The organism is Streptomyces sp. NPDC107538 (assembly GCF_055657445.1).
The window spans coordinates 88,996-103,609 of sequence record NZ_JBVKAY010000002.1; the positions used below are offsets into that span (position 1 = coordinate 88,996).

A 14,614-nucleotide genomic window follows, 5' to 3' on the forward strand; every position below is an offset into this window, starting at 1 on the left:
CGTTGAAAGGTTCGCTCGTCAGGGCTCGATCATCCGTAGACGAACGGCATGACGATGCCGATGAGGGCGAGCGCCTCACAGAAGGCGAAGCCGAGGATCTGGTTGGCACGGATCAGGCCGGCGGCCTCGGGCTGACGGGCCAGGGCCTGGGTGCCGTTACCGAAGATGATGCCGACGCCGACGCCGGGGCCGATGGCGGCGAGGCCGTAGCCGACAGCACCGATGTTGCCTTCGAGGGCGGCAAGGGTCTCCATGGCAGCCATGCTGATTCTTCCTTCTCTTTCATGGACCGGCGGGGGTTGGCCACCGGACGTTCTGAGGGGCTTGTAGGGCGGCGGGGCTCAGTGGTGCTCGGCGAGCGCGCCCTGGATGTACGAGCAGGCGAGGAGTACGAAGACGTACGCCTGGACGGCCTGCACGAAGAGCTCGAAGAGGATCATGACGATGGTCATGACGAAGGAGACACCGGCCGCCGGGATCATCCAGCTGTTCAGCAGGTACCAGGAGGCGACGGTGAACATGACCAGCATCAGGTGGCCGGCGAACATGTTGGCGAAGAGTCGCACCGCGTGCGTGAACGGGCGGACCAGCAGGTTCGAGAAGAACTCGATGACCACGACGAGCGGCAGCACCGGGCCGAGCGACTTGTCGTAGCCGGTGACGTTCTTGAAGAAGCCGACGAAGCCGTGCTTCTTGAAGGTCAGCGAGACCCAGACCACGTAGACGATGGCGGCCAGGACCATCGGGTAGGCGATGATCGACGACACCGGGAACTGGGCCAGCGGAATCACGGACCAGATGTTCATGAGCCAGATGAAGAAGAACAGCGAGACCATCAGCGGGACGTACTTCTCGCCCTCCTTCCGGCCCAGCGTCTCGTAGACGATGCCGCGGCGTACGAAGTCGTAGCCCGCCTCGCCGATCATCTGCAGCTTGCCCGGGACCACCTTCGCCTTGCCGAAGGCGAGGGTGAAGAAGGTGATCACCAGAAGGGTGGTGATCAGGGCGAGCAGCATCACCTTGTTGAACTCGAACCCGCCGACCGTGGCGATCGGCTTGAAGAGGAACGAGTGCAGGCCCGGAGCCGGGAAGCCACAGCCGTTGTCGGACATGATCCGACAGCTCCAGTCAAAGGCGAGCTGGGTCCGGTCAGCACTCACCACGGGCTCCTTCGGCGTGACGCATGGGTACGGCAACCTCGTTGTGTCGGCGCGGCGCGCAGCCGCGGGTCGGCACTGGACTGGTGTTACGGATGTGGGGGCGGCTGGGGGGCATCAAGCCTCGCGATTGAGCAGGCGTCAGCTCAGATGCCCGCGCCCGCGATGCCGCAGTTGGCACCGGACGATAGCAGGAGTTCGCACACGCCCTTATCCCGGCCCTACTCCTCACGACGAGTGCCCCGATTTTTCGGGCTTGTTGCCCGTCGGCGCATCGGGTTCGACGTAGAGGATCTTGGCCTTCATATGGGCACGCGTCTGTGCCGCGATCCACACGAGGGTGGTGGCGACGAGCGTGAACGCGAAGGCCCTGGGGTGGAACAGGGTGGTGTTCTTGAACGCGGACAGAAAGATGAACAACAGCAGAATCTGTGCCGCGTAAAGCATCAGTCCCATCATCTGGAACAGATGAGGAAGCGATTTGGCGGTGCGCTGCAGAACGTAGAGCCCGATTCCCATGAAGAGGATCGTGATCACCGCCGCCACAACGGCGCCGAGAGCCCCCTTGCCTCCGACGACCACACCGCTGACGACAGCGGCGATCGCGCCGGCGGCAGCCGTGGGTACGGCGGCCTGAAGGAGGATCCGGACGTCATTGGACGGCATGGCGGCAACTCCGCTTGCTAAGGGGGCAGGGTGTCGTCATGGACGAGCGTAGACCCCGGGGGCGAGCGGAAATCTCCCGCCAACGGACCGTCGTAATGCGGCCCTTCGGCTCTGTCCCGGGTTCTCGTGAACCGTATCACAAACTATTTGATGAGGTCTTTACCTGAATGGCGTGCCAGACGTCACACATGAGAGTGAACCTGCCCGTCTGTGCAAAATCGATGCCGACTTGTCTGGTATAAGGCCGGTTTGCCCGGTCAGGCTCTTGCATGGCATCGGCAAAGTGTTAGTCAGATTCTTACCTTGCCGTCAGCGCGACGCCCCGACCCTCCGCCCGCACGACGGACGGTCCCGGTTCAGTGGCGGGCGCCCGCCGGGCTGCGTTCCGCTTCGTGCGTCCTGCCCCCGATCGCCGTCGCTCCGTTCAAGGACGGGGCCCAGTCGGCGACGGGCTCCGCGGCGACGGTGGGGACCACGCGGCGGCGGCGGTAGCGGGGCGGCACGAAGCGCTGGGCCCAGAGCGGGGCGCGCGGCGTGAAGCGGGGCAGCAGCAGGAGGAAGAGGCCGACCCCGCTGAGCATGGCGATGGCGAGGACGATCCACATGGACGCCGAGTTCACCGTGTACGCCAGGGTGCCGAAGGCGATGACCGCCGACCAGAAGTACATGATCAGCACGGCTCGGCTGTGCGAGTGTCCGACCTCCAGGAGCCGGTGGTGCAGATGCCCCCGGTCGGCGGCGAACGGCGACTGGCCCCGCCAGGTGCGGCGCACGATCGCGAGGATCAGGTCGGCCGCCGGGATCGCGAGGATGCTCAGCGGCATCAGCAGCGGGATGTAGACCGGCACCATCGAGTAGACCGTGCTGCGCTCCGAGCCGTACAGGTTCATCACGTCCGGGTCGACCTGACCCGTGATGGAGATCGCGCCGGCCGCCAGCACCAGGCCGATCATCATCGACCCCGAGTCGCCCATGAAGATCCGGGCCGGGTGCATGTTGTGCGGCAGGAAGCCCAGGCACATGCCCATCAGGACGGCCGCGAACAGTGTGGCGGGGGCCGCGGCCTCGATGCCGTAGCTGTACCAGAGGCGGTAGGCGTACATGAAGAACGCGGCGGAGGCGATACAGACCATGCCGGCCGCGAGCCCGTCGAGACCGTCGACGAAGTTGACCGCGTTGATGGTGATGACGACCAGGGCGACCGTCAGCAGGGTGCCCTGCCACTGGGTCAGCGCGACGATGCCCACACTGGGGATGGGCAGCCACAGGATCGTCAGACCCTGCATGACCATCACACCGGCGGCGATCATCTGCCCGCCGAGCTTGATCAGGGCGTCGATCTCGAACTTGTCGTCCAGGACACCGATGAGCCAGATCAGCGCGGCCCCGGACAGCAGCGCGCGCGGCTCGTTGGACTCGGCGAAGACCTCGCTGAGGTTGGTCAGGTGGTCGGCGACCAGCAGACCCGCGCACAGCCCGAAGAACATCGCGATACCGCCGAGGCGGGGGGTGGGCTCACGGTGTACGTCGCGCGCGCGGACCGCCGGCATGGCTCCGGCCACGATCGCGAACTTCCGCACCGGCCCTGTCAGCAGGTACGTCACCGCGGCCGTGATGCAGAGCGTCAGGAGGTATTCACGCACGGGCTTCCCCACAGGTCTCGCTGGCCATCACAGCCTCACACCCTAGCGATGCGCGCGGCGATGCACGCATACGGTGGAGGACATCCGGGTAGCGACGATGGTTGCACGTGATGCTGTGCCTGGTGGTGCGTCTACCCCACCTCAGCGTGGATACGGCGGAAATCTTCCGGCCAGGTCCCGCACTTCTTCACGCGTCCGCTTGCCGTCCCCGCCGTCTCCGAGGGCCTCCGCGAACAGGACGGCGAGCCGTGCCATCTCGGCCTCGCCCATGCCCTGCGTGGTCAGCGCGGCCGTGCCCAGCCGCAGGCCACGGGCGTCCCCGTGAGGCAGCGCACAGCAGTCCAGGACCATCCCGGCCGCCGCGAGCCGCCCCCGCGCGGTCCGTCCGTCTACGCCGAGTGGCGCGGGATCGACGGTCAGGAGGTGGGTGTCGGTGCCGCCGGTGACGACCACGAGGCCCTGCTCGGCCAGACCCCGGGCCAGTGCGCGGGCGTTCGCGACCACCTGATGGGCGTACGCCGTGAACGCCGGTGTTGCCGCCTCCCCGAACGCGACGGCCTTCGCGGCGATGGTGTGCATCTGCGCGCCGCCCTGGGTGAACGGGAACACCGCCCGGTCCACCCGCTCGGCCAGCTCGCTCCCGCACAGCAGCATCCCGCCGCGCGGCCCCCGCAGCACCTTGTGCGTGGTGGCGCACACGATGTCGGCGTACGGCACCGGGTTGGGCGCGGCTCCCCCGGCGACCAGGCCGATCGGATGGGCGGCGTCGGCGATGAGATACGCGCCCACCTCGTCGGCGACCTCGCGGAAGAAGGCGTGGTCGATGTGCCGGGGATAGGAGATGGAGCCGCACACGATGGCCTTGGGGCGGTGCGTACGGGCGAGGGTGCGCACCTGCTCGCGGTCGACCAGCCCCGACTCGGCCTCCACGCCGTATCCGACGAAGTCGAACCAGCGGCCGGAGAAGTTGGCCGGCGACCCGTGGGTGAGGTGCCCGCCGAAGTGCAGGCCCATCGCCAGGACGGTGTCGCCGGGGCGCAGCAGGGCGGCGTAGGCGGCGAGCACGGCCGAAGACCCGGAGTGCGGCTGTACGTTGGCGTGCTCGGCCCCGAACAGCGCCTTCGCCCGCTCCACGGCCAGCCGTTCGGCGACGTCCACCATCTCGCAGCCGCCGTGGTACCGGGCGCCGGGATAGCCCTCCGCGTACTTGTTGGCGAGCGGCGACCCCAGCGCGGCCAGCACCGCGGGCGAGGTGAAGTTCTCGGCGGCGACGAGCTGCAGCGTCGTCGCCTGCCGATCGACCTCACCCAGCAGGATGTCGGCCAGCTCAGGGTCCTGCCGCCGCAGGACATCGGCCTCGAGAACAGGGGTGACCGACATGATGGACTCCGGGGCGTCGACGGTGACGTACGGCCAATGTAGACCCGCGGCTCCTCGCGCGCCCGGCGTTACGCCCTGGCCGGCACCCCCGTCAGCGCCGTCACCACCGGGTCGAGCGCCTGGTTTATCTCGTCCCCCACCGACTGGAAGAACGGGAGCGGGGCGCCGTACGGGTCGTAGACCTCGTCCGCCTCGGCCGTCGGGGCCAGGAGCCACCCGCGTAGAGCCGCCGCCGCGCGGACCAGCGCTCGCGCGCGGACGACCATGCCCTCCTCCAGGGGAGGGAGGGTGGTCGGGTCGATCGCGCGGACGAGGCGGGTGAACTCCTTCAGGGTGAAGGTGCGCAGCCCGGCGGAGTGCCCCATGGAGATGACCTGGGCCCGGTGGTCACGCGTGGCCGTCAGCACCAGGTCGGCCATGATCACATGCTCGTCCAGCAGTTCCCGCCCCGTGAAACCGGAGGTGTCCGCGCCGAAGTGGGCGAGGACCGCCTCGGCGTTCGCCTCCATGGGCGCCCCCTCGTGCCCCCAGGTCCCCGCGCTCTCGACGACCAGCCCGCCCCACAGCGGGTCCCCGAGCCGGTCCGCCAGGGCATGCCGGGTCAGCCGCTCGGTGATCGGCGAGCGGCACACGTTGCCGGTGCTGACGTGGAGGATGCGGAAGGTGTCCCGCGGCAGCCCCGTGAAGGTCCGCGTCTCTTCCCCGTCCCATATGCCACGCCCCGCGTCAGGGGCCGTCAATTCGCCACCTCGAGGTCGGGTACGACCTTGCGCAGCTCCTCCGCCGACAGGGCGCCCGCACGCAGCAGCACCGGCACCTTGCCGGTGACGTCGACGATGGACGACGGCTCGTTGCCGGGGGTCGGACCGCCGTCGAGGTAGACGGAGACGGAGTCACCGAGCATCGCCTCGGCGGCGTCGCAGTTCTCCGGCGCCGGGTGCCCGGTCAGGTTCGCGGAGGAGACCGCCATGGGACCGACCTCGGTCAGCAGCTCGATGGCGACCGGGTGCAGCGGCATGCGTACGGCGACGGTGCCCCGGGTGTCGCCGAGGTCCCACTGCAGCGACGGCTGGTGCTTGGCGACGAGCGTGAGCGCGCCCGGCCAGAACGCGTCGACCAGTTCCCAGGCCATCTCGGAGAAGTCCGTGACCAGGCCGTGCAGGGTGTTCGGGGAGCCGATGAGCACGGGCGTGGGCATGTTGCGGCCCCGGCCCTTGGCCTCCAGCAGGTCGGCCACGGCCTCCGACGTGAACGCGTCCGCGCCGATGCCGTACACGGTGTCCGTCGGCAGCACCACGAGCTCGCCCCGGCGAATGGCGGACGCGGCCTCGCGCAGACCGGTGGCGCGGTCGGTCGCGTCGTTGGTGTCGTATCGCCGTGCCATCTAGCGGGCCTCCTCGTACACGTACTGCTGCTGAAGTGAACTCATCAAACACGTGCGCGGGCGCGCGCGCGTGCTCGTCGGCCTGCTCACGGCAGTGCCTTGCGGGCGGTCGCGAACCGCGGCCGGTTGTTGAGGTCCGGGTGGTCGGCCGCGTCGGCCCAGCCCCGCTCCTCGGTGAAGATCCAGGGCACCTGGCCGCCCTGGGTGTCGGCGTGCTCGATGACGACGACACCCCCGGGGCGCAGGAGCCGGTGTGCGGTGCGTTCCAGGCCGCGGATCAGATCCAGGCCGTCCTCCCCCGAGAACAGGGCGAGTTGGGGATCGTAGTCGCGGGCCTCGGGCGCCACGTACTCCCATTCGGTGAGCGGGATGTACGGCGGGTTGGAGACGACCAGGTCGACCTGGCCGTCGAGGTCGCGGAAGGCGTCCAGGGCGTTCCCCTGGCGCAGGTCGACGCGGGAGCCCGCCATGTTCTTGCGGGTCCACGTCAGGGCGTCCTCGGACAGCTCCACGGCATGCACGCGCGAACGCGGCACCTCCTGGGCGAGGGCGAGGGCGATGGCGCCGGAGCCGGTGCACAGATCGACGATCAGCGGCTCGACGACGTCCATCGCGCGGACGGCGTCTATGGCCCACCCGACGACGGACTCGGTCTCGGGCCGGGGCACGAACACCCCGGGCCCGACCTGAAGTTCGAGGTAGCGGAAGTAGGCCCGCCCGGTGATGTGCTGCAGCGGCTCACGCTGCTCGCGCCGGGCGATGACCTCCCAGTACCGGGCGTCGAAGTCGGCGTCCTTGACGGTGTGCAGCTCGCCCCGCTTGACGCCGTGCACGAACGCGGCGAGCTCCTCCGCGTCGTTGCGCGGCGAGGGCACGCCGGCGTCGGCCAGGCGCTGGGTGGCCTGGGCCACTTCCGCGAGCAGCAGGTTCACGCAAGTCCTCCGTCGTACTGGTCGTGCTCGTAACCGCCTTACGCGGCTGCCAGCTTCGCGGCCGAGTCCGCGTCGACGCAGGCCTGGATCACCGCGTCGAGTTCACCGTCCAGGACCTGGTCCAGGTTGTAGGCCTTGAAGCCGACGCGGTGGTCCGAGATGCGGTTCTCCGGGAAGTTGTACGTACGGATCTTCTCGGAGCGGTCGACGGTACGGACCTGGCTGCGGCGGGCGTCGGCGGCTTCCTTCTCCGCCTCCTCCTGTGCCGCGGCGAGCAGCCTGGAGCGCAGGATACGCATCGCCTGCTCCTTGTTCTGCAGCTGGCTCTTCTCGTTCTGGCAGGAGGCGACGACTCCGGTGGGAATGTGCGTGATGCGCACGGCGGAGTCGGTGGTGTTGACGGACTGGCCGCCGGGCCCGGAGGAGCGGTAGACGTCGATCCGCAGGTCGTTCATGTTGATCTCGACGTCGACCTCCTCGGCCTCGGGTGTGACCAGCACACCGGCCGCGGAGGTGTGGATACGGCCCTGGGACTCGGTGGCCGGCACCCGCTGGACGCGGTGCACGCCGCCCTCGTACTTCAGCCGGGCCCAGACGCCCTGGCCGGGCTCGGTGGCGCCGTTGCCGCCCTTGGTCTTCACGGCGACCTGGACGTCCTTGTAGCCGCCCAGCTCGGACTCGGTGGAGTCGATGATCTCGGTCTTCCAGCCGACGCGCTCGGCGTACCGGAGGTACATCCGGAGCAGGTCACCGGCGAACAGGGCGGACTCGTCGCCGCCGGCGCCGGCCTTGATCTCCAGGATGACGTCCTTGTCGTCGGACGGGTCCCGGGGCACGAGCAGCAGCCGCAGCTTCTCGGTCAGCTCCTCGCGCTGCTTCTCCAGCTCCTTGACCTCGGCGGCGAAGTCCGGGTCGTCCGCGGCGAACTCACGGGCCGTGTCGATGTCGTCGCCGGTCTGCTTCCAGGAGCGGTAGGTGCCGACGATCGGGGTCAGCTCCGCGTAGCGCTTGTTCAGCTTGCGCGCGTTGGCCTGGTCCGCGTGGACCGACGGGTCGGCGAGCTTCTTCTCCAGGTCGGCGTGTTCCCCGACCAGTTCCTCGACCGCCTCGAACATCTTCTCCGGCTCCCTGTACGACGTACGACGTTGTGAGTGGGCTGCACTCCTGGGCTGCGCAGCTGTGTGCCGCACCGCAAAGCGCCGGTCCCGACACCCCCGAGGGGGCGCGGCGACCGGCGCTGGGGGCTCGCTACTTCTTGGCAGCGGCAGCCTTGCCGAAGCGGGCCTCGAAGCGGGCCACGCGGCCACCGGTGTCGAGGATCTTCTGCTTGCCCGTGTAGAACGGGTGGCACTCGGAGCAGACCTCGGCGCGGATGGTGCCGCTGTCGATCGTGCTACGGGTGGTGAACGACGCGCCACAGGTGCAGCTGACCTGCGTCTCGACGTACTCGGGGTGGATGTCGCGCTTCAAGGTGTCTCCTAGGTTCGGGAGGGCGCCGGGTCGCTGCCGCGGGATGCGGGAGCGTGAACCGGAGCCGACGTACCAGTCTGCCAGGACTGGTGCCATCTCCCCAAACCAGGGGGTGGGCTCAGGTATTCCCCAGCCCCGTTTCAGCTGCGGGCAGTCGTGCCGCTGGGGGCGGCACGGGTGGGCGCAGGCGGCGCCCCGTGAGCGCCGGGCCGCGCGACCTCCCCCGCTCGGCATGCGCTACGGGGTGCCTCGTAACCGCCGTACGCGACCACAGGGCCGTCGTGGCCGCTCGCGCAGTTCCCCGCGCCCCTTCAGGGGCGGGCCGGAAGCCACCACGTCCCCTCGGGGCTAGCCGGCGGCCACAACCCCGTCCGCCGCCCCCGTCGCCGTGCCCTTCGTCGCCGACTTCGGGATCGGTTTGTCGGCCTTCAGGGCGGCCCAGACCTGCTGGGACTTGTCCTTGTCGACCAGGACACGGTTCGGGTCGGCGGGGTCGTACTGGACCGGCATGGTGACCATGGTCATGTTCTTGGAGCCGATGCCCTTGAGGCCGTTCGCGAAGGACGCGAGGGACTTGACGGTGTCGAGGTCGGAGTCGGTGGTGACCGCGTCCGTCGCGGTGTCGGCGAGATCGTAGAGCTTCGTGGGGCTGCTGAAGATCCCGACGGACTTGACCTGTTCGATCAGCGCCTTGATGAACGCCTGCTGGAGCTGGATCCGCCCGAGGTCGGATCCGTCGCCCACCCCGTGCCGGGTCCGTACGAGCCCCAGCGCCTGCTTGCCCGTGAGCGTGTGCTCCCCGGCCTTGAGGTCCAGATGGCTGTCCGGGTCCTTGATGTCCTTGGTGGTCGTGATGTCGACCCCGCCGAGAACGTTGATCAGCTTCTCGAAGCCCGAGAAGTCGACCTCGATGTAGTGGTCCATCCGGATCCCGGTCATGGACTCGACGGTCTTCACCGCACACGCCGCGCCGCCCGTGGAGTACGCGGAGTTGAACATCGCGTACGAGGCCGCCGGCTGCGTCTTGCCGTTCGCGTCGGTGCACTCGGGCCGCTCGACGAGTGTGTCCCGGGGTATGGAGACCACGCTGGCCCGCTTGTGGCCCTCGTACACGTGCACGACCATCGCCGTGTCGGAGCGAGCGCTGCCGTCGTCCACGCCCCCGCCGAGCTTCTTGTTGCTGCCCGCGCGGGTGTCGGAGCCGAGGACGAGGATGTCCTGCGAGCCGTTGTCGACGTCGAGCGGCCGGTCGGTGCCGAGGGCCTGGTTGATGTCGACGCTCTTGATGTTGCCGTTGAGCTTGAAGTACAGGAAGCCGGTTCCCGTGCCGCCCAGCACCAGGACGCCCGCGGCCGTCCAGGCGGTGACGACCGCCGCTCTGCTGTGCCCGCCGCGTGTCGTGCGGTTCCTGCGGCGGCGGCTCTTGGCCGCGCGGTGACGCGGTCCGGTGGTGCCGGTCTGTCCCGGGGTGCCGGGTGTCGGCGTGCTCTCGGCGGACATCTGCTCCTCGGTTCTCTTTCCGGTCGGTTACCCCCTGCGCTCAGGCCCAGGCCTGTCGGGTCGGATACGGCCATGCCGTTCCACGGCCGCTCCGTCCGGTCAGACGGGATAATCCGGGAAAGGGTTGCACGACGAACGGTGCCCATCGCGTAAAGCGCGATGGGCACCGTGTGTGACAGATGAGCCCGGTGGGACCGGGCTCACCTGGTGTTTCAGCCGAGCAGGTCGTACTGGGCGTAGCTGGTACCGACCGAGCCCCGTGTGCTGAAGATCTCGCTCGTGGCCTTGCCGGTGCCCTTGTAGAGGTACAGCGTGCCGGCCTTCGTACGGGCCAGCAGGTCCGCCTTGCCGTCACCGCTCACGTCACCGGGAGTGATGAGCGTGTTGTAGGCGCTCCAGTCCGAACGGACCTTGATCCGGGCCGCGAAGGCGCCCGTGCCGGACTTGCCGGTGCCCTTGTAGAGGTAGACGTTCGAGCCGGTCTTGGTGCGCGCGATCAGGTCGGCCTTGCCGTCGCCGGTGAAGTCGCCGTGACCGAGCACCGCGTTGTACGTGTTCCAGCCCGTGCCGACCTTGACGCGGGTACCGAAGGAGCCGGTGCCCTTGCCGGGATAGATCCACAGGGCGCCCGCCGAGTCGACCGAGAGCAGGTCGGGCAGGGCGTCCCCGGTGACGTCACCGGGGGTGACGATCCGGGTGCGGGTCTTCCAGTTGTCGAAGATCTGCGTGGTCGACCAGGTCTTGGACGAGGGCACGTACCGCCGCCAGAAGACGTCACCGTCGGAGGAGCGGCGCAGGACGTAGTCCTGGTAGCCGTCCCGGTTCAGGTCGGTCTGCTGGACCAGGTTGTAGCCCTTCCAACTGCCTTCGGCGGTCAGGGCCTTGCGGTCGCCGAGCTTGGAGCCCGTGGAGGCGCGGACGTAGCCCGTGCCGGTCTCCTTGTTGCGCAGGAAGACGTCGGCCTTGCCGTCGCGGGTGATGGCCGCGTCGTCGATCCTCGGGTAGGTCGCGCCGACGTACTTGCTGACCTTCGCGAAGACCGGGTAGGCACCCTTGTACACGCAGTCCTCGACGCCCCAGGAGACGACGCCGACGATCTTGTTGTTGACGACGAGCGGGCCACCGGAGTCACCGTTGCAGGTGGCCGTGGTGGTGGCGTCCGTGCCGCCGGAGGGCTTGCCCGCGCAGACCATGTGGCCCTTGACGAAGTAGCTGCCCCAGGTGTTGCCGCAGGTCGTGTCGCTGACGATCGGCAGGGTGGCCGTCTTCAGCGTCTCCGAGATGTCGTTGCTGGTGGAGCTGGTGCGGCCCCAGCCGTAGACCGTGGCCTTGGTGCCGGACGCGTACGACGCGGTGTCGTCCGACGACGTCATCCTGATCGGCTTGGCCTTGACCGGCGCCGACAGTGTCAGCACGGCCACGTCGTTGTCGATCGCGTCCTCGTCCCACGAGGAGTGGTTCCACTGGCGCGACAGCGTGCTGCGGGTGCCGCCGTGGTAGTCGACGTGGTCGAGGCTGCCGTCCTCGTTGTAGACGGCCGTGGGCAGCCGGTCGGTGCCCGTGATGACCTCGCCGTACGCGGCCCAGTCGTAGTAGTTCTTGTCGACGCAGTGCGCGGCCGTGAGGATCTTCGTCGGCGAGACGACCGTACCGCCGCAGAAGAAGCCGAGGTCCTGGGTCGGGTCGTAGTACCAGAGCTGGGCCATCCACGGCGCCGAGGCGATCGTGGTCTCGGAGCCGCCGATGATCTGGGCGGACCGCCCCGGACCCTCGTCGTCCGCGCTCGCGGTCGACGACGGCTCCCGCGTCGCCACACGGGCGGTGTCGTCCGCCGCCATCGCCTTGGCGATCCGCACATCCAGCGCGTCGGGTGTCGAGGCGGTGTCGGCGGTGGCCCCGCCCGCGGACGACATCAACAGCGTCCCGGCTATCGCGGCGGCTATGGCTCCGGACAAAGGTCTAGCCACTCAATTCCCCCCTGGGAGTGCAATGGTTGATCAGAACATGAAGAACCTGATCGTAGAAGACCGTGATCGTACACGTGTCGCATACAGAAAACTGGGGCCACCCTCACAAAGAGGGTGACCCCAGCGTCTCTTGGCGTTGCGAGATCTAGTCGCCGTTGCCCGGCATCGGCGTCGTCTTCTGGATCTGCAGCAGGAACTCGCCGTTCGACTTGGTCTGCTTCATCTTGTCGAGCAGCAGCTCGATCGCCTGCTGGGAGTCGAGCGCGTGCAGCACACGGCGCAGCTTCCAGGTGATCGCGAGCTCGTCGCTGCCGAGCAGGATCTCTTCCTTACGGGTACCGGACGCGTCGACGTCCACCGCCGGGAAGATGCGCTTGTCGGCGAGCTTGCGGTCGAGCTTCAGCTCGGCGTTGCCCGTGCCCTTGAACTCCTCGAAGATGACCTCGTCCATGCGGGACCCGGTGTCCACCAGCGCGGTGGCGAGGATGGTCAGCGAGCCGCCGTCCTCGATGTTGCGGGCCGCACCGAAGAAGCGCTTCGGCGGGTACAGGGCGGTCGAGTCGACACCACCGGACAGGATGCGGCCGGAGGCCGGCGCCGCCAGGTTGTAGGCACGGCCCAGACGCGTGATCGAGTCGAGCAGTACGACGACGTCGTGGCCCAGCTCGACGAGGCGCTTGGCCCGCTCGATGGCGAGTTCGGCGACCGTCGTGTGATCCTCGGCCGGGCGGTCGAAGGTCGAGGAGATGACCTCGCCCTTCACCGACCGCTGCATGTCGGTGACCTCTTCCGGACGCTCGTCGACGAGGACGACCATCAGGTGGCACTCGGGGTTGTTGTGCGTGATCGCGTTGGCGATCGCCTGCATGATCATGGTCTTGCCGGTCTTCGGCGGGGCCACGATCAGACCGCGCTGGCCCTTACCGATCGGCGCGACGAGGTCGATGATGCGGGTGGTGAGGACGCCCGGGTCGGTCTCCAGACGGAGCCGGTCCTGCGGGTAGAGGGGCGTCAGCTTGTTGAACTCCGGGCGCCCGCGCCCGGATTCGGCGGCCATGCCGTTCGCGGAGTCCAGCCGGACCAGCGCGTTGAACTTCTCGCGGCGCTCGCCGTCCTTGGGCTGGCGGACCGCGCCGGTGACGTGGTCACCCTTGCGCAGGCCGTTCTTGCGGACCTGGGCGAGCGACACGTACACGTCGTTGGGACCGGGCAGGTAGCCCGAGGTCCGGATGAACGCGTAGTTGTCGAGGATGTCCAGGATGCCCGCGACGGGGATCAGGACGTCGTCGTCGGCGAACTGCGGCTCGGGGGCGCCGATCTCGTCACGGCCGCGACGGCCACGACGGTCCCGGTAACGGCCGCGACGGCCACGGCGTCCGCCGTCGAAGTCGTCGTCGTCCTGCGGGCCGTTGTCGCGCTGACGGTCCTGGCGGCCGCCGCCCTGCTGCTGGCCCTGCTGGCCGCGGTCGCGCTGCTGCTGACCGCCGCCGCCCTGCTGCTCGTCGCCCTTGCCCCGACGGCCGCGCTCACCGCGCTCACCGCGGTCGGTACGGTCGCCACGGTCGGTGCGGTCGCCGCGGTCACGGCCGCGCTCGCGGCGACCCTGGCGGCCCTCGGCGCCCTGGTCACCGGCGTCGGCCTGGGCCGGGGCGGGCGTCTCGGCCTTGGGCTCGCTCTTGGCCTCGGCGGTGACGGTCTCGGGGCTGCCCGCGTCGGCGGTGGCCCGGCGCCGGCGGCGCTCGGTGGGCGCCTCGTCGCCACCGGCCGGCTGGCCGGGGATCTCGATCTGCTGCTGGGCCACGGCCTTCTCGGTCTTGTCGACCTTCTCGGCGGGCGCCTCGGCCTTCTTGGCCGGGGCCTTCTCGGCCGGGGCGGCGTCGTCGCCCGTGCGCGCCTTGGAGGTGGCACGGCGCTTCGGCTTGGTCTCGGTGGCGGCCTCGGCCTTCGCCGGGGCACCCCCTCCCGCCTGCGCGTCCTTGATGACCTCGATCAGCTGGCTCTTGCGCATCCGCGCGGTGCCCCTGATGCCGAGGCCGGATGCGACCTGCTGCAGCTCGGCCAGCACCATGCCCTCGAGGCCGGTGCCACGGCGCCGCCGGGAGCCGGCACCGCTGGCAGGCGCGGCGTCCGTGGCGGGCGCGGCAGCGGTGTCCTCGACACGTGCGCCCATCAGATCGGTGGTGTCGCTCACGAAGGGTCCTTCCCTGGAGCGGACGTCGGCCTTCTGGCTCGGCGACCGTTTGTGCTGTCCGGCTTCGGCCCTGTTCGGGTGGACCGTGCCGGGGCGGTGGTCCGCCAAAGGCGGCGGAGGAAAAATTTCTGGTGATTCGGCGCTTTCCGGGCCGTGGCACTGAGTGTCTGTGTCACGCGGCTCGGCAACGCCGGTTCCGGAGCCTGCTCGGCAGACCGCTCAGTGCCTGCGTACGGCGTACAGCTTGACGTACGAAGCACAGTGCGGCTTGGGAGACTCCCGGAAGAATGGTTGTCCCGGACGGGGACGATAAGCACCTCGCCA

At 69.1% G+C, this 14,614-nt stretch carries 13 protein-coding genes; all 13 read right to left on the bottom strand.

What is annotated here, in order from left to right:
* Positions 1-29: 29 nt before the first annotated feature.
* Positions 30-263, bottom strand: a complete 234-nt coding sequence (gene atpE / locus ACZ7MG_RS06250; protein ID WP_037695385.1) for an ATP synthase F0 subunit C — start codon at positions 261-263, stop codon at positions 30-32.
* 78 nt (positions 264-341) lie between these two features.
* Positions 342-1,112 (bottom strand): F0F1 ATP synthase subunit A, encoded by a 771-nt coding sequence (gene atpB / locus ACZ7MG_RS06255; RefSeq protein ID WP_471395340.1) that lies wholly within the window; start codon positions 1,110-1,112, stop codon positions 342-344.
* Between the two features lie 273 nt (positions 1,113-1,385).
* Complete coding sequence (locus ACZ7MG_RS06260) at positions 1,386-1,823, bottom strand: hypothetical protein (RefSeq protein ID WP_471395269.1); 438 nt, start codon at positions 1,821-1,823, stop codon at positions 1,386-1,388.
* A gap of 356 nt (positions 1,824-2,179) precedes the next feature.
* On the bottom strand, positions 2,180-3,466 hold the full coding sequence (locus tag ACZ7MG_RS06265) for an MraY family glycosyltransferase (protein WP_471395268.1): 1,287 nt from the start codon (positions 3,464-3,466) through the stop codon (positions 2,180-2,182).
* A 141-nt stretch (positions 3,467-3,607) separates the two neighbouring features.
* On the bottom strand, positions 3,608-4,846 hold the full coding sequence (locus tag ACZ7MG_RS06270; protein WP_471395267.1) for a serine hydroxymethyltransferase: 1,239 nt from the start codon (positions 4,844-4,846) through the stop codon (positions 3,608-3,610).
* 68 nt (positions 4,847-4,914) lie between these two features.
* Positions 4,915-5,586, bottom strand: a complete 672-nt coding sequence (locus ACZ7MG_RS06275) for an arsenate reductase/protein-tyrosine-phosphatase family protein (protein ID WP_471395266.1) — start codon at positions 5,584-5,586, stop codon at positions 4,915-4,917.
* Positions 5,583-6,230, bottom strand: coding sequence for an L-threonylcarbamoyladenylate synthase (locus ACZ7MG_RS06280; protein WP_033526519.1), 648 nt, complete (start codon positions 6,228-6,230; stop codon positions 5,583-5,585). Before ACZ7MG_RS06280 ends, ACZ7MG_RS06275 begins: the two co-directional genes overlap by 4 nt.
* A gap of 86 nt (positions 6,231-6,316) precedes the next feature.
* On the bottom strand, positions 6,317-7,162 hold the full coding sequence (prmC, locus tag ACZ7MG_RS06285; protein ID WP_471395265.1) for a peptide chain release factor N(5)-glutamine methyltransferase: 846 nt from the start codon (positions 7,160-7,162) through the stop codon (positions 6,317-6,319).
* A 38-nt stretch (positions 7,163-7,200) separates the two neighbouring features.
* Positions 7,201-8,277, bottom strand: coding sequence for a peptide chain release factor 1 (gene prfA, locus ACZ7MG_RS06290; RefSeq protein ID WP_471395264.1), 1,077 nt, complete (start codon positions 8,275-8,277; stop codon positions 7,201-7,203).
* Between the two features lie 133 nt (positions 8,278-8,410).
* Complete coding sequence (gene rpmE / locus ACZ7MG_RS06295; protein WP_018535357.1) at positions 8,411-8,632, bottom strand: 50S ribosomal protein L31; 222 nt, start codon at positions 8,630-8,632, stop codon at positions 8,411-8,413.
* Between the two features lie 348 nt (positions 8,633-8,980).
* Complete coding sequence (locus tag ACZ7MG_RS06300) at positions 8,981-10,132, bottom strand: LCP family protein (RefSeq protein WP_471395263.1); 1,152 nt, start codon at positions 10,130-10,132, stop codon at positions 8,981-8,983.
* A 212-nt stretch (positions 10,133-10,344) separates the two neighbouring features.
* On the bottom strand, positions 10,345-12,045 hold the full coding sequence (locus ACZ7MG_RS06305) for a trypsin-like serine protease (protein ID WP_471395339.1): 1,701 nt from the start codon (positions 12,043-12,045) through the stop codon (positions 10,345-10,347).
* A gap of 199 nt (positions 12,046-12,244) precedes the next feature.
* Positions 12,245-14,290, bottom strand: a complete 2,046-nt coding sequence (rho, locus tag ACZ7MG_RS06310; RefSeq protein ID WP_471395262.1) for a transcription termination factor Rho — start codon at positions 14,288-14,290, stop codon at positions 12,245-12,247.
* Between the last annotated feature and the right edge of the window lie 324 nt (positions 14,291-14,614).